This window comes from Exiguobacterium sp. s11 (assembly GCF_018619015.1).
In the GTDB taxonomy this organism is placed as follows: Bacteria; Bacillota; Bacilli; order Exiguobacteriales; family Exiguobacteriaceae; genus Exiguobacterium_A; species Exiguobacterium_A indicum.
In genome coordinates, this window is record NZ_JACSNF010000006.1 from 20,386 (window position 1) to 36,498 (window position 16,113).

Genomic DNA, 16,113 nt, shown 5'->3' on the forward strand with positions numbered 1-16,113 from the left:
GGTCCACAGATGGACGCAAGCCAGCGTATAGATGAGATTCGTCAAACATTGAACCGATACAGCTACGAATACTACGTACTGGATCAACCAACGGTACCGGATGCGACGTACGATCAATTGCTTCGTGAACTGACGGAGTTAGAAACAGAGCATCCAGAACTGATCACACCGGATTCGCCGACGCAACGCGTCGGCGCGGCACCGCTCGAAGCGTTCGAGAAGGTGACGCATGATTTACCGATGCTGTCGCTCGGAAACGTCTTTGATGAGACGGAAATTCGCGAATGGGTTGCTCGGATTGAGCGGTCGCTCGGACGTTCGACGACGTATGTCGCCGAACTGAAATTCGATGGACTTGCGATTTCGCTGAAATACGAAGACGGTCGATTCGTTCGTGGGGCGACGCGTGGCGATGGAACAGTCGGTGAGAACATCACGCAGAACCTACGGACGATCAAAGCGTTACCGCTGCGTTTGCAGGCAGAAGAGACGGTCGAGGTCCGCGGTGAGGCTTACATGCCGAAACAATCGTTCGAACGCTTGAATGAAGACCGGGCAAGCCGGGAAGAGACATTGTTCGCGAATCCGCGTAATGCGGCCGCAGGTAGTCTGCGTCAGCTGGATTCGTCGATTACAGCGTCGCGCAATCTGTCGTTGTTCGTGTATGGCGTCGGCGTCAATACGTTGACGGCCCGTTCACATAGCGAAGCGATGGCCCAACTCGCTTCACTCGGGTTACCGACCAATCAACATATGCAGACGTGTGAGACGGTGGAAGAGATTCTTGCCTACATCGCACATTGGACGGAAGCACGCGCGAGCCTGCCATATGAGATCGACGGAATCGTCTTGAAAGTCGATCGATACGATGATCAGGAAGAGCTCGGCTTCACAGCAAAAAGTCCCCGCTTCGCGACAGCCTATAAGTTCGCGGCGGAAGAAGTCATGACGACAGTCGAAGACGTTGATTTCAGTGTCGGTCGGACCGGGAAAGTCACGCCTCGTGCCCGTTTTGCACCGGTCGTCGTCGCGGGATCGACGGTGACATATGCGACACTACACAACGCCGACTTCATCGCTGAAAAAGATATCCGCCTTCAGGACTCGGTCATCATTAAAAAAGCGGGCGATGTCATCCCGGCAGTCGTACAGGTCGTCACGGCAGAGCGAACGGGGGAAGAGACACCAATCGTCTTCCCGACGCATTGTCCGGCCTGTCAGTCGGAACTTGTCCGTCTCGAAGGTGAAGTCGACATCCGCTGTGTCAGTCCGGAATGCCCAGCGCAATTGATGGAAGGCATCATTCACTTCGTTTCGCGTCAAGCGATGAACATTGACGGTCTCGGTGAAAAAGTCGTTCGTCAATTGTATGACCATGAAGCGATCCGGACGATTGCCGATTTATATCGACTCGATCGTGAGGAATTATTGACGTTTGACCGCATGGGTGAGACGTCCGTCGATAAATTACTTGCGGCGATCGAAGCCTCGAAACAGAACTCGGTCGAGCGTCTCTTATTTGGTCTCGGAATCCGACTCGTCGGTCAAAAAGCGGCGTATCTCTTAGCGGAACGTTTTGATTCGTTAGCAGGGATTGCGGCTGCAAGCTACGATGAGATTGTCGCAATCGATGGCATTGGGGGGAAAATCGCAGATTCAATCGTGAAGTACTTCGAGCATCCGGAAGCACAGGCATTGATTCGTGATTTGGAACAACTCGGCGTCAATCAACGTTTCCTTGGGGAACGGGTCGATCAGACGAATGCACCGCTCGGCGGCAAAACGATCGTCTTGACGGGGACGCTCGAGAGCTTAAAACGGTCAGAGGCCGGTAAACGACTCGAAGCACTCGGAGCCGATGTGACAGGAAGTGTCAGTAAAAAGACGGACGTACTCGTCGCAGGGGAAAAGGCAGGCTCTAAACTGACGAAAGCGGAATCGCTTGGTATCGAAATTTGGGATGAAGCGCGTCTGTTAGAAGAATTAGCTAAACACGAAGCGTGAGAAGAATGAATGAGAACAATCAAATAAAAAGGAAGGCGGAATTCCGCCTTCCTTTTTTCGTGTTCATCCTTGTCACGAAGCAATCGTCTCGCTCCGAATCAAAGTACCTTGTTTGATGAGACGATTCGTTGCCGTTTCTGGTGGATCACAGGTGATTAATGTGATGGTTGGGGAAGCGACAGATTGATCGAGGACGGACAATGTCGTCGGTGTGACAAGACGACTGGATGTGATGCGGTACGTATACCGATGTGTTTTTGTCGTGACGACGACGGTATCGCCTTTTTTGACGTCAGGCAGGCGATTGAAATGAAGCCCTTCCGTGAAACTTCGGTGTCCGGCGAGCGCATAATTGCCTTTTCCGGGTGATCCGGTTTCTGGAATATGACCGATACTACGGTCTAAGACCGCTGTCGTCGAGCCTTCTAAGATGACTTGCTCGAAATCTATGCTTGGAATCGATAGCAGTCCAACACCTGATTTTGCGAGCGGTTGTTTCGTCTCTTTTGCATCGACGGTCTTCAAACTTTTTGTCCATTGTTCTTTTAAATTGGCTGCCTCTTGTTCACGCTGATAGTCACTGATGAAGGGCCAAGCGATCAGAGCGATGCCTGCGAGTAAAAAAAGCAGACCGATGAATTTACGACGTGTCATGAGAAAAAGTCCTTTCGGATACGCTAAGGCGCATCGTCTTTTTTAAAAATCAGGGAAAAACTTGTCCTTCCCCGATGGAAAACGATTCTGTTATGATAAAGAGAACGATTTAAAAACATGGGGTGCAAATAGAGATGAACTATAAAACAGCAGTAGCGTTGACGTTATCGAGCACGTTATTTTTAGGTGCTTGTTCGTTCGACCTTTCGCCAACGAGCGATACGAAAGAAGTCATTACTGAAAGTGAACAAGGTAAGGAAGTCCAAGCCGTTGTCAGTCCAGCCATTGATACGACGGATTCGTACTACCGGACGGTCTTGCCGTTTCGTCCAAGTGTTGCACGTGGAATGACACAAAAACGTGTCAGTTCACGTCTTGAGCTTGATGAAATCGAAACGGGTTTAATGCGTCACTCGACACAGTTTTTTGATCCGGAAAAATACTATTACCAAGAAGGTCAGTTACTCGAAGCCGACCAAATCGCGAAATGGTTGTTGCGAAAAGGAAAAGCAGGCGATGGCGTCAGCGATCCTGAAGGTCTGAACCCAGCTTATACGTCTGGTAAGTCGTATAAAGAAAAAAATCAAAAGTCACCTATGATTCTATCGCATATCTTAGAGCAAGACTACATGCTTGAAGAAGATAAGAAACTCGAACTCGGTGGCACGTCGATTGCGCTTGTCTTAAATAGTGAGTATGTGTTCCAAGATGAAAACTATGGACCAACCTATACCGTTAAACTTGATGAAAAGAAAGTCGTTGCTGAAGGAAAGCGGATGGCGAATGATTTAGTCAAGAAGATGCGTAAGACACAAGGGATGAAGACGACACCGATTCACGTCGCTCTCTACCTCCAGGAAAAAGAAGGGTCACCGGTTTCCGGTCACTATCTCTCGTCTGCCTTCATCGGTCGCGGGAATCAAATCAGTGCGAACGACTGGAAAAACTACAATGAGCGCTATTATTACTACCCGTCGGCACGTGCGACGAATGATGTGCGGGATGATGCGGCGAAATTCGATTTATTCAAAGACCGTCTAGAAGACTACTTCCCGAACTACACTGGTATGATGGGGGAAGGCTTCTATCAAGAAGATGAACTGAAAAAGCTTGAGATGAAGATTCCCGTTCAATTTTACGGAAAAGCAGAACTCGTCGCATTCGTTCAGTACGTGACGTATCTGCTTGAGAATCGTTGGGAGTATAATCGAAACATTCCAACGACGATTACTGTGACGAACTTGAACGGGGATACGGAAGCGATGCTATTCCTCGATCCGGATACAAAGAAACCGATCGTCAAGATTCGCTGATTTCTCGATTTACTTTATGAAGCGACATTCCTCCAATGGACGGAATGTCGCTTTTTTTATATAACGGACGCTGAAAGAGAGAAGTATATGAATAAGAAAGGAAGGGTATGGAAGAAGAATGGTATTTTGTTTCACTTTCCCATTTTTTAGATTTACGAAAGCTAGTAGGAGAGAGCATAATGAAAGAAGAACAGTTCTACAAACAGGAACGACGCGGTAAGTGATGAATCGTCAGTTCTTTTAAGAAGAAGAGGATAAAGGGGAGATTTAGATGAAAGGCGGTATCTATTCACAAATCGGTGCAGTTCGAGAGGAACTACCATCATCCTCACGAAAAGTCGCAGACTATGTCTTGACGCATATGAACCAAATTGCGCGCATGACGATCCACCAACTTGCAGAGGAATCAGATACAAGTGCCGCTGCAGTCGTCCGCTTCTGCCGCGCGCTCGGATTAAAGGGATACCCGGAGTTGCGGATGCGCATTTCTGCCGATACAGCACGGACGGATTTAAAAGGGTATCACGATATCGAAAAGGATGAACGTCCTGTCGACTTGATTGAAAAAACGCTTAGTAACAGCATTCAAGCGTTACAGGATACTGCGAAGCAGTTGAATGATGAACGGATTGCGGATGCGATTGATGTGATTGATCAGGCACGCGCGATTTATTTTTACGGGATTGGGGCATCGCATGTCGTAGCTGAAGACGCTGCTCAAAAATGGACGCGTGTCGGGAAACTAGCGATTCAAGAAACGGACCAGCATCTACTTGCGACGATCTTAGCGAATGCACGTAAAGAAGATGTCTTCTTTGCGATTTCCTACAGCGGAGAAACGGAAGAGGTCGTCGAGTTGATCCGTTTGGCGAAAATCCAAGGGCTGAAGGTCATCAGTCTGACACGTTTCGGGGACAATCGGATCAGCCAACTCGCGGATATCGCGCTTTGGACATCACGCGCACCGGAAGCGCCGCTTCGTAGTGCAGCGCTCAGTTCACGTCTCGCCCAACTATTTGCGATCGATGTCTTGTTCTTATCGTATGCTGCGGGACATTATGAAGACACACTCGAACGTCTTCAATACACGCGAGAAAGCGTTAAGACACTGCATCAAAAGAAATAAGGGGGATACATATATGTCAGAACGAACTGCCGGACTAGACGCGTTGTATCCAGAAATGGTCGAGCGCCGTCGTTATTTACATCAGCACCCAGAGTTGTCGTTTCACGAAGTCGAGACCCCGCGTTATATCGCGCAACATTTAAAAGCGCTCGGAATCGAAGTCAGGACGGAGGTCGGCGGACGTGGTGTCGTCGGGTATATTCGTGGAGGAAAACCGGGGAAGACCGTCGCGTTACGTGCTGACTTTGATGCCTTACCGATTGCTGACGCTAAAGAGGTCGCGTATCGGTCAACGGTTCCGGGTGTGATGCATGCATGCGGTCACGATGGTCATACGGCGACGTTGCTGGCCGTCGCAGAGACGCTCATGCAACAGCGGGAATCATTACCGGGGAACGTCGTCTTGATTCATCAACATGCGGAAGAAGTCGTTCCGGGCGGTGCACGCGATATGATTGCGGACGGTTGTCTCGAAGGGGTCGATGTCATCTTCGGAACGCATCTTTGGTCAACAATCGATTTAGGACATGTCGGTGTTCGGACCGGTCCGATCATGGCAGCGGCTGATAAGTTCGAGCTGACCTTATATGGAAAAGGCGGACACGGTGCGAAACCACATGAGACGATTGATGCTGTCTTACTCGGGGCAACGATCGTTAAGGAATTACAATCAATCGTCAGTCGTCAACTCAATCCACTGGAACCGACAGTCGTGACCGTCGGAACATTACATGCGGGGAATACGTTTAATGTCATCGCGGATCAAGCGACGTTGACAGGAACGGTCCGGACGTTTGATGAAGCGACAGCGGACGAGATCATCGAGCGGATGGAGCGGACGATCAAAGGAATCTGTGAGGCAGTCGGAGCAACGTATCACTTTACATACGAAAAAGGCTATCCAGCTGTCATCAACCATGCTGCACCCACCGCATTGATTGAATCTGTCGCACGAGAAGTTCTAGGAGACGAGCGTGTATTTGAGATCGAACCAACGATGGGTGGCGAGGATTTTGCTTATTATCTGCAACACGTACCGGGCGCGTTCTTCTTTACAGGAGCGGGAGATGCTTCGTATCCACCGCATCATCATCCGCAGTTTGATTTTAAGGAGCCGGCGATGCTCGATGCAGCGCGTATTCTCGTCGAAGCGACGTGGCGGTATTTAGAACAAGCGACTGAAGCATGAAAAAAATCGCTCGTCTTGACTCCGAAAAGGAATCAGGGCGAGCGATTGCTGTCTTTTTATCCTAAAATTTCTTGAACACGACCGACTTGACCGTCTTCTAAGCGCACTTTAATCCCATGCGGATGCTGCGGTGATTTCGTGAGAAGGTCTTTGACGATTCCTTCTGTTCGTTTACCTGTTCGTTGATCTTGCTTCAACACGATGCTGACTTTAAGACCAGGCGTGATATTTTTACGTGTTTTACCGTCCATCTGTAAATCCTCCCATCGTTCATTTCCTGTTTGGCTATCAGTATAACATGGTTCAGTCGGTGAAACTTGTTTGTCGCAAGGACGTAAAGTGAAAAGAGAACAGAATGTCAGAAAAAAGTTTGACTATATTTGACCAATTAAGATATGACTTTTATAATTAAGGTAATGAAGTATAGGAAAAGGAAGTGAATTCGAATGGCAAAAGACTACTACCAAACACTCGGTGTCGCAAAGGATGCATCGAATCAAGATATTAAGCGCGCGTACCGCAAATTGGCGAAGCAGTATCACCCGGACGTCAATAAAGAGGCGAGTGCGGACCAGCGTTTCAAGGATATCCAAGAAGCCTTCGATGTGCTTGGAGATGAGGAAAAACGAGCGCAGTATGATCGATACGGCAGTAACTTCGACCAGATGGCAGGCGCTGGAGCTGGTGGCGCTGGAGATTACGAAGATCTGTTCCGACAGTTCGGAGGTGGTGGACGGACACGACCTGGACAATCGTTCGGATTTGAAGACATGTTTGGTTCGTTCTTTAGTCAGGAAGAAGTGTCGACCGATGAAGAGCTTGAATTGACGGTCCCACTCAGTCATCTTAGTACGAACGAAAAAGTCACGGTGCGTCTTGCGACGGGTTCGATCCAGCTGAAGCTTCCGAAAGACGTCTATGACGGTAAAAAAGTTCGCTTACGTGGAAAAAGTTCGATGCGTAACCGACAAGGTGTCGCGGGAGATGTTTACGTGACGATTCACTTGAAGGATGACGATCAGTTCCGACGGGTCGACCAAGACGTCATTTCAACCGCCCGTGTTCATCCGACGACGCTTGTGCTCGGAGGCGAAGTCGTCGTAGATACGCTTGAAGGGAAACGAATCAAACTGAAAGTCAAACCGGGCACGAAACCAGGAGCACGACTCCGGATTCCAAATCGTGGTCTGAGTCAAGCGAATGGTCATCGTGGGGCGTTACTTGTCCAACTCGAAGTCAAGTTACCTGAGATGGACCGTGCCTTTTATGAAGAGTGGGAACGTCAACTTGCAGTGAAGGAGTGATCAAGGATGGATTTTGAACGTTTAACGGATCGGGCACACGAGGGAATCGTCTCTGCCCAAGCGATCGCGAAACAACGTCGTCATAGTGAAATCACAGAATGGCATTTGTTACTTGCCTTACTTGCTCAAGAAGAAGGGATTGCACGAGTCGTCTTTGAAAAGCTGAATCAACGGATTGAGACATTGAATGGAGCGATTGACGAGGCGATTGGTAAGCTTCCTGCTTTGTCCCAGGCGACGACGCCTCGGATCGGGGGCTCGTTGCTGAACGTGTTGACGGAAGCAGAGACGGAAGCGCGTCTCATGCAGGATGACTATGTCTCCGTCGAACACTTATTGCTAGCATTGATCAAACAATCAAGTCCAGCAGCTCAGTACCTACGTCGTCAAGGCATCACAGAAGAGACACTCCGGGAAGCGATCGTCAGTATGCGAGGCAATCGGAAGGTCACGACGAAAAATCCTGAAGAGACGTTTGATGTGCTGAAAAAATATGGACGTGATCTCGTAGCGGATTTCCGGTCTGGGAAAACAGACCCGGTCATCGGTCGTGATGATGAGATTCGACGTGTCATCCGGATTTTGAGTCGGAAGACAAAAAACAATCCCGTCTTGATTGGAGAACCCGGCGTCGGGAAAACGGCAATCGTTGAAGGACTCGCGCAACGGATCGTCCGAGGAGATGTACCGGAGAGTCTGAAGAACAAGCAGTTGTTCAGTTTAGACATGAGTGCGCTCGTCGCTGGTGCGAAATACCGTGGTGAGTTCGAAGAGCGACTGCAAGCAGTCTTGAATGAAGTCAAGGAAGCCGAAGGACAGATTCTCTTGTTCATCGATGAGTTGCATACGATTGTCGGTGCTGGGAAGACGGACGGCGCAATGGATGCCGGAAACATGCTCAAGCCGATGCTTGCGCGAGGAGAATTGCACTGTATCGGTGCGACGACGCTGGATGAGTACCGGAAGTATATCGAAAAGGACCCGGCGCTCGAACGTCGCTTCCAACAAGTCCTCGTCGCGGAACCAGATGTCGAGGATACGATCTCCATTCTGCGTGGACTAAAAGAACGATTCGAGATTCACCACGGTGTACGGATTCATGACAATGCGCTCGTCGCGGCGGCGATGTTATCCGATCGGTATATTACGGATCGGTTCATGCCGGATAAGGCGATTGATCTCGTTGATGAAGCATGTGCGATGATTCGGACCGATATGGAGTCGATGCCAGCTGAACTCGATTCGCTCGTCCGTCGAGTCATGCAGCTCGAAATCGAGGAAGCAGCGTTAAAGAAAGAGACGGATGAAGCATCCCGGAAACGACTCGCCGTCTTACAGCAAGAACTCAGTTCTGTCCGAGAAGACGAGAGTGCACTACGGACACGATGGGAACGGGAGAAAGAGAGTTCGCAAAGTGTTCAGCAGTTACGTGCGGATCTTGAGAAAGCGAAACTGGCCTTACAAGAAGCGGAAGGGCGCTATGACTTGAACCGAGCATCGGAAATCAAGTACGGGCAAATTCCGGATCTTGAGGCACGTCTGAAAGTCGCGGAAGAGTCATCTGAACACGTCTCACACGAACTCGTTCGAGAAGCGGTGACGGAAGAAGAGATATCCGACATCGTTTCGAAATGGACCGGTATTCCGGTGACGCGGCTTGCTCAGGGCGAACGCGAAAAATTACTTTATCTTGAAGATACGCTTCATGAGCGCGTCTTCGGTCAAGACGAAGCAGTCCGTCTCGTCGCGGACGCTGTCATTCGAGCGCGAGCAGGCATCAAGGATCCGAACCGTCCGATTGGCTCGTTCTTGTTCCTCGGTCCGACAGGGGTCGGGAAGACAGAACTCGCAAAAGCCTTGGCAGCGGCGATGTTCGATAGTGAAGATCACATCGTCCGTATCGATATGTCGGAGTATATGGAAAAACACAATGTCTCCCGTCTCGTCGGTGCGCCTCCGGGATACGTTGGTTATGAAGAAGGCGGTCAATTGACGGAAGCCGTCCGACGGAGCCCGTATTCGGTGCTGTTGTTCGATGAGATTGAAAAAGCGCACGGGGACGTCTTTAATATCTTGCTTCAGTTGCTAGACGATGGTCGATTGACGGATGCGCAAGGACGTGTCGTCGACTTCAAGAACACGATCGTCATCATGACGTCAAACATCGGGGCACCAATCCTGCTTGAAGCAGCCAAAGATGGTGTCATCGATGCAGCGGAAGAGGAAGCCGTTCGCCAAGAACTGAAGCGCCACTTCCGACCGGAGTTCTTGAACCGGATCGATGATACGATTTTATTCCATCCACTCCACCGGACGGAAATCGAACGAATCATCGACAAAGCGGTCGAGAAAATGAGTTCACGTTTATCTGGACGTGGTATTACGATTGATGTCACGGATGCTGCGAAGACGTTGATTTTCGAAGAAGCATTTGAACCACAATACGGCGCGCGTCCAATCAATCGTTATATGCAACGAACGATTGAGACGAAACTTGCCCGTGCCTTGATTAGTGGGGCGATTCAAGATGGTGCCCGGATTGCGATTGATGTAGAAGACGGTGAACTTGTCGTCCACGGATGAAGCAGATGCTAGAAAAAGGAGTCGACTCGGCTGAAACGAGTCGACTCCTTTTAGCGTTTACGGAAGAACCATATCCGTATCCGTCAGATGCGTGATAAGCTAGAAAAAAAGAGAAAGAGGGAACGCCATGAATGTTACACAAGCCCAACTCGAGGAGTTGATTGAAGAATGCCGTCCGTATACGGTGCTTGGACAAGTCGCCAGTTACATCCCAGAGCTTGCGAAGGTTGATCCGACACAGCTCGGAATCGCCGTCTGTAATGCCGACGGAACGTTCGTTTCGGCAGGTGATGCGGATACGATGTTTACGCTACAGAGTGTATCGAAGATCATCACGCTCGCATTCGTCCTCGAGACATTCGGAGAAGATTATGTCTTTTCAAAAGTCGGGATGGAACCGACGGGCGATGCGTTCAATTCGATCGCAAAACTCGAAGAGACGATTCCAACAAAACCGCTTAATCCAATGATCAATGCAGGAGCACTAGCCGTGACGAGCATGTTACCGGGAACGGATGCTGCCGATAAATTACTTCAATTGCGTCAATTCATCGCAAAGCTATTGGATATTGAAGTAGAAATGGTAAAATATGACGCAGATGTTGCTGAATCGGAATTCGAAACGACGGATTTAAATCGCGCATTATTGTACTTCATGCGCTATCACGGTGTCATCGAAGGCAATGTCGAAGAAATCATCGACGTCTATACGAAACAATGTGCGATTTTGACGAACTGTAAAGGACTTGCCATGATGGGGAAAATTTTGAGTACATCTGGAAAAACACCATCAGGACGCCAAGTCATTTCACGTCGGAACGCACGAATCATTCGAGCGATCATGACGACGTGTGGCATGTACGATGCATCTGGAGAATTTTCCGTCCAAGTCGGGCTTCCAGGAAAAAGTGGTGTTTCCGGTGCAGTCGTTGCTTGCGGTCGAAGTGATTTCGATATGGCTGATCTCGGAATCGGTGTCTTTGGACCATCGCTTGACGCAAAAGGAAACTCCATTGCCGGAACAAAAATGCTGGAATTACTCGTTCAACGTCATCCATGAGCGATTTCAATCTGATCAAGCGCAGAACGTAGCTCCTCCTCTAACCGCTTGATCTGACGCAAACGCTCTTCTTGATAAGCAGATGGAACCTCGAAAGAGCGCCATCTTTCTAATCGCTGATACGTATCATTGATGTGTCCGAGTCGTGTCTGGGTTGTCTTTAGACGATCAACAGCAGACTTCGGTTGATGCGTGTAGGGACGAAGGTACTCGACCGTATAACGGTATGCTTTTGTAGCAAGCCGTAATTCATGCATCCGTTCGACACGCTTCGTTCCATCCTTTCGTTGCACTTTTTCAAATTGTTCACGTTTTTTCTCATAGCGTTTCTCAGCGGCCTGAATCAGCTCTTTTTCTGACATCCGCTTGAGGCGCTTTGTCATCGGACCAGCTAAAAAGCGACGAACGGATCGATTCAGTTCATTGGAGATCAAGAGATGCATCGTCTCGATTAAAGTCGAACGTTTTCCTTGAAGTTGCAGAGCGACATGGTTCGCGAACAACTGATCGATTTCTGTTTTGTTTGAGGTCGCTTCGAGTTGTACGTCGAGGTCACGGACTTCGCCGAAAGCATGCATCAGCCGCTTCCAAATCAAATAAACGGGTTCCTCCGTCAAATCGACCAATCGGGCGAATGTGATCAGTTTCCGTAACCGAATCCGCGCTTGATGGACATCTTCCGGATTCTCAAACGTTTGAGCCTCTTTGGCATAATGATTGAAGGTCGACCATGTCTCAAGCAGTTCGAAAGTCAGCTTTTCAGTATCTCGATGGTTCATGAGATGAATCCCTCCTCGGATTATTTTCGTAAGAGTTCAAGAGTGTTAGGTTTTAAAATTAAGGAGGACTCCTCCTGAAATGTGGTGGAAACATGTTAGAAACAGTTACGTTCTCAGGAAAGATGAAGCAATTCATGAAAATTTTCTTTCCCATCCTCGTAACGCAAGTCGCGTTTTACTTAATTAGTTTTTTCGATACGGTCATGGCCGGTCGATATGGTTCTGCTGATTTAGCAGGCGTCGGGGTCGGAGCAAGTCTCTGGGCACCCGTCTACACAGGACTGACGGGTATTCTACTTGCCGTCGCACCGCTCGTTTCCCAAGCGATGGGAGCGAAACGCGAGCGGGAAGTCAAACGAATCGTCATGCAGGCGTTGTATGTTGCTGTCGTGATCATTGGTTTGACCGTCGTCATCGGACTTATCGCTGTCAATCCGATTCTCGAACGGATGGAGTTATCGGCAGAAGCGCGTGAAGTCGCACGAAATTACCTCGTGATGTTAGCACTCGGAATCGTACCGATGTTCGTTTTCTTCGTGTTACGAACACTCGTCGATTCATTAGGCAAATCAAATATCACGATGGTCTTACTACTAATCTCTTTACCCATTAACGTCCTTTTCAATTATCTATTCATCTTCGGAAACTTCGGTTTTCCGGAACTTGGTGGAGTGGGCGCGGGAGTTGCGACTGCCATCACTTACTGGATTCTCTGTCTAGCGATCATCGCTGTCGTCTTCAAAGGAGAATTATTTCAACGCCTTGGGATTCTGCGGCGCTTTTACCGTCCAGATATGAAGCGAATCAAGGAATTGATTCTACTCGGTGCTCCGATTGGTCTAGCGATTTTTTCTGAAGTCAGTATTTTCTCGGCGGTCACGTTGCTGCTCGGAGCGTACGGCGATGTCATCATCGGTGCCTATCAAGCGGCCATCAACTTCGCTTCGTTCGTCTATATGATCCCATTATCTGCTGCGTCCGCTTTGACGATCACAGTCGGTTTTGAGGTCGGTGCCAAACGAATCAAGGACGCTGTCCAGTACGTCGTCATTGGATTGACGATGTGTGTTGCCGTCTCCTTGTTCTCCGGAATCTTATTGTACTTAAAGAATGAAGAACTTGCCGCTTTATATAGTCGTGATCCTCAAGTCATCGAAGCAGCCGCACACTTCATGATTTTAGCGATTTTCTTTCAACTGTCGGATGCCGTTGCTGCACCGACGCAAGGTGCATTACGTGGATTCAAGGATGTCAACGTCACCTTCTTGTTGACGATTGCTGCCTACTGGGTCATTGGACTACCATTAGGTTTTTATCTCGAACGCTATACGACGCTCGGACCAGATGGTTACTGGTGGGGATTGATCATCGGTCTTGCGGTCGGAGCAACGCTACTACTTGTTCGTCTTATGCACTTAATCCGTAAATCAAGGAGGCTGGCAGCTTGAAATTCTCAAAACAACGCATCATGACGATTGCGAAGATCATCTTGCCGATCGTCTTGATTGGATTCATTTTTTATCAAGGACAAAACGAATTGCGTAGTTTATCGCTACAGGAGTCGATTCAAGCGATTCGTCAAGTCCCATCTTGGCAATTCATCCTGTTGATTTTCGCAGGTCTTGCGGCCGTCTCGACGATGTTCTTTTATGACTTCTTCTTATTACGTTCATTGGAGGCGAAAGCACCGATCGGATTGATTTTCCGAGCATCCTGGATTGCGAACTCCTTTAACGGGATCATCGGATTCGGTGGTCTCGCTGGGATGGCGATCCGCTCCGCTCTTTATCGACCATTTGTTGAAGGCGGTCGTTTGTTGAAGGCAATCGGCTGGATGGCACCGACGTTGATCAGTGGATTGTCCATCTTATCTGCCTTATCGCTTCTGCACGTTTTTCCAGCGTTCGAAGTACTCGATTTAAAAAAATGGTTGTGGCCCGTCATCATTGGTGTCGCATTCTTCTTTCCACTCTATCTGCTGTTCTCGTTTCGACGAGGCAATAGCAGCATCCATCCGAAATCGATTGCGTTATATTCACTCGTCTCACTCGCAGAATGGTTCAGTGCTGGCGTTGTCGTCTATCTGATTTTGGCAGCGCTCGGAACGGATGTCAGTTTCTCAAAAGTCATCGGTGTTTTCATCATCGCTGCGACAGCCGGTTTGATCTCGATGGTACCGGGTGGGTTTGGTTCGTTTGACTTAGTGTTTTTGATCGGCATGCAGCGTGCGGGTGTCGAGGAAGGCATCGTCTTGACAGGATTATTGATCTACCGTCTTGTCTACTACTTGATTCCGTTCCTGATCGGTGTCATTTTCTCAGCTCGGGAGTTCAGCGGTCCGGTCGTCAAGATGATCGAAGACAAACCGATCGTGGGTCCATCGATGGAGGTCGGGGGCGTCATTTGGCGCTTACAACTGCGATTCCTCAGTAAAATTCGTCATTTCACACTCGCATTGATCACACTCGTTGCCGGGATCACGATCTGGGGATTGGCGATTTTACCACCTGTCTCGACGCAATATGAATATTTGGAATCGAAATTACCGCATGAAGCGCTGTTACTCGCGAATAGTTTCTTCTTGATGGGCGGCTTATTGTTCGTCCTCTTATCGACAGCACTGTATCGTCGAACAAAACGGTCGTTATATATGATGTACGGGGCATCTTTTTTCGCATTGATTGGAATGGCACTTCGTGGTTTTAACTTGATTTCTTTCCTTGCCGTCATCCTCGTTCTCGTCTTGCTACTGATGTCGCGAAAAGCATTTCACCGAGAACGAACGCTCATTACGACGACACGCTTCATCCGGGTTGCCTTCGCTGGTCTATTGTACATTGGAGGATTCGTCTTTTTTGGATACGCCTTCTATACACTCGGATCAGCAGATGGAACAAAAGTGTATCCGGCACACGAAATTTTCATGTTTGCAGCGAGTGCCTCTATCTTTGCGCTCGTGTATGTTCTCGTCTTCATCCGCTTATTCAACACATTCAATCAACCGGTTCTCGGTGAGCGATTCGATGCTGAAAAGATTGAATCGGTATTGCGTGAGCAGGGTGGGAATTATTTGAGCCATCTCGCGTTTCTAGGTGATAAACGTTTCTTCTTCTCCGAAACAGGACGTTCATTCATCCAGTTCAGTCAGACCGGTAATCGGATCATGGTCCTTGGCGACCCCAGTGGAGATCCGAAGGAACATTCACAAGTCATCGCGTCTTTCTTACGTCGCGTCGAAGATCTTGGATATATTCCGAACATCTATCAAATTCAAGCGCAAAATATGTCTCTCTATCATGATTTTGGCTTCAACTTCTTCAAACTCGGGGAAGAAGCGATCGTTGATATCCCATCTTTCACTGTATCAGGGAAAAAACGAGCTGGACTTCGATCGATTAAAAATCGCTTTGAACGAGAGGGCATGACGTTCGAAGTAGTCGAGCCACCTATTTCAGGAACACTATTAGCAGAACTACAAGAGGTCTCCGACGAATGGTTAGGAGGGAAGTCCGAGAAAGGTTTCTCGCTCGGTTACTTCCACGAACCTTATTTAAACCGGGCACCGATTGGCATCATGCGTGAAGCGGAAGGACGATTGATCGGGTTCATGACATTCATGCCTGCTTACCAAGAAGGGGTCCTATCGATTGACTTGATGCGTTTTCGACCAGATGGACCGAATGGAATCATGGATGCGATGTTCATCCGACTATTCGAGTATGCGAAAGATGAAGGCTACCACACGTTCAACATGGGAATGGCTCCGCTTTCGTCTGTCGGAGAAGACGAGACGTCCTTCTGGCAAGAACGTGTGGCAGCGGATGTCTTCAATAATATTCGCTACATGTATAGTTTCACCGGTCTACGACGATACAAAGAAAAGTATGATCCAAAATGGGAAGGACGATATCTGGCTTACCGAAAGCGTCAATCGTTACCGATGGCAATCTTAAAAGCAACGCGTCTGATTTCTCGAAAGAAAGACCGGATTTTATTACCATGATCGACTGACGCATGAAGTCGGCAATCGACGGGTATACAAAGGGCGACCCTATATCTACGGATATGCGGGATCGTCCTTTTATAATTTTGTTTAAATGT

Annotated in this window: 12 protein-coding genes; 9 read left to right on the top strand and 3 right to left on the bottom strand. The window is 48.7% G+C overall.

Translation table 11 applies throughout. From position 1 onward, the window contains the following. Nucleotides 1–9: 9 nt before the first annotated feature. Nucleotides 10–2,004, top strand: coding sequence for an NAD-dependent DNA ligase LigA (gene ligA, locus KNQ12_RS15100; protein WP_047394971.1), 1,995 nt, complete (start codon nucleotides 10–12; stop codon nucleotides 2,002–2,004). Between the two features lie 72 nt (nucleotides 2,005–2,076). Here ligA and KNQ12_RS15105 read toward each other — a convergent pair whose 3' ends face one another. Then, the gene (locus tag KNQ12_RS15105) at nucleotides 2,077–2,658 is read right to left on the bottom strand and encodes a class D sortase (RefSeq protein WP_023467085.1); all 582 of its coding nucleotides are present in this window, start codon (nucleotides 2,656–2,658) and stop codon (nucleotides 2,077–2,079) included. A 134-nt stretch (nucleotides 2,659–2,792) separates the two neighbouring features. Here KNQ12_RS15105 and KNQ12_RS15110 point away from each other — a divergent pair, with 134 nt between their 5' ends. From KNQ12_RS15110 to KNQ12_RS15120, 3 genes are all read left to right on the top strand, one after another. Beyond that, nucleotides 2,793–3,971: a CamS family sex pheromone protein gene (locus KNQ12_RS15110; RefSeq protein WP_023467087.1), complete on the top strand. Its 1,179-nt coding sequence runs from the start codon at nucleotides 2,793–2,795 to the stop codon at nucleotides 3,969–3,971. Between the two features lie 271 nt (nucleotides 3,972–4,242). Next, entirely contained in the window at nucleotides 4,243–5,097 is an 855-nt protein-coding gene (locus KNQ12_RS15115; RefSeq protein WP_050678993.1) for a MurR/RpiR family transcriptional regulator, read from the top strand. Nucleotides 5,098–5,110: 13 nt separating this feature from the next. After that, nucleotides 5,111–6,286: a M20 metallopeptidase family protein gene (locus tag KNQ12_RS15120; protein WP_214749775.1), complete on the top strand. Its 1,176-nt coding sequence runs from the start codon at nucleotides 5,111–5,113 to the stop codon at nucleotides 6,284–6,286. A gap of 56 nt (nucleotides 6,287–6,342) precedes the next feature. On the opposite strand, the gene KNQ12_RS15125 is transcribed toward KNQ12_RS15120, so the two are convergent. Then, nucleotides 6,343–6,537 carry a YwbE family protein gene (locus KNQ12_RS15125; protein WP_023467094.1) on the bottom strand — a complete coding sequence of 65 codons (195 nt, stop codon included), beginning with the start codon at nucleotides 6,535–6,537 and terminating at the stop codon, nucleotides 6,343–6,345. 195 nt (nucleotides 6,538–6,732) lie between these two features. On the opposite strand from KNQ12_RS15125, the gene KNQ12_RS15130 reads away from it, so the two are divergent. The 3 genes from KNQ12_RS15130 (at nucleotide 6,733) to glsA (ending at nucleotide 11,233) form a co-directional block, all read left to right on the top strand. Beyond that, entirely contained in the window at nucleotides 6,733–7,590 is an 858-nt protein-coding gene (locus KNQ12_RS15130) for a DnaJ C-terminal domain-containing protein (RefSeq protein WP_214749772.1), read from the top strand. A gap of 6 nt (nucleotides 7,591–7,596) precedes the next feature. Then, nucleotides 7,597–10,173, top strand: a complete 2,577-nt coding sequence (clpB, locus tag KNQ12_RS15135; RefSeq protein WP_087682084.1) for an ATP-dependent chaperone ClpB — start codon at nucleotides 7,597–7,599, stop codon at nucleotides 10,171–10,173. A 127-nt stretch (nucleotides 10,174–10,300) separates the two neighbouring features. Further along, the gene (gene glsA, locus KNQ12_RS15140; protein ID WP_023467099.1) at nucleotides 10,301–11,233 is read left to right on the top strand and encodes a glutaminase A; all 933 of its coding nucleotides are present in this window, start codon (nucleotides 10,301–10,303) and stop codon (nucleotides 11,231–11,233) included. Here glsA and KNQ12_RS15145 read toward each other — a convergent pair. Next, nucleotides 11,224–12,012, bottom strand: a complete 789-nt coding sequence (locus tag KNQ12_RS15145; RefSeq protein ID WP_214749769.1) for a CHAD domain-containing protein — start codon at nucleotides 12,010–12,012, stop codon at nucleotides 11,224–11,226. The two genes, glsA and KNQ12_RS15145, sit on opposite strands and share 10 nt — an antisense overlap. A 92-nt stretch (nucleotides 12,013–12,104) precedes the next feature. Between KNQ12_RS15145 and KNQ12_RS15150 the strand changes: the two genes are divergently transcribed. Then, complete coding sequence (locus KNQ12_RS15150; RefSeq protein WP_023467101.1) at nucleotides 12,105–13,460, top strand: MATE family efflux transporter; 1,356 nt, start codon at nucleotides 12,105–12,107, stop codon at nucleotides 13,458–13,460. Further along, nucleotides 13,457–16,015: a bifunctional lysylphosphatidylglycerol flippase/synthetase MprF gene (gene mprF, locus KNQ12_RS15155; RefSeq protein ID WP_058265718.1), complete on the top strand. Its 2,559-nt coding sequence runs from the start codon at nucleotides 13,457–13,459 to the stop codon at nucleotides 16,013–16,015. Before KNQ12_RS15150 ends, mprF begins: the two co-directional genes overlap by 4 nt. The last annotated feature ends 98 nt before the right edge of the window (nucleotides 16,016–16,113 follow it).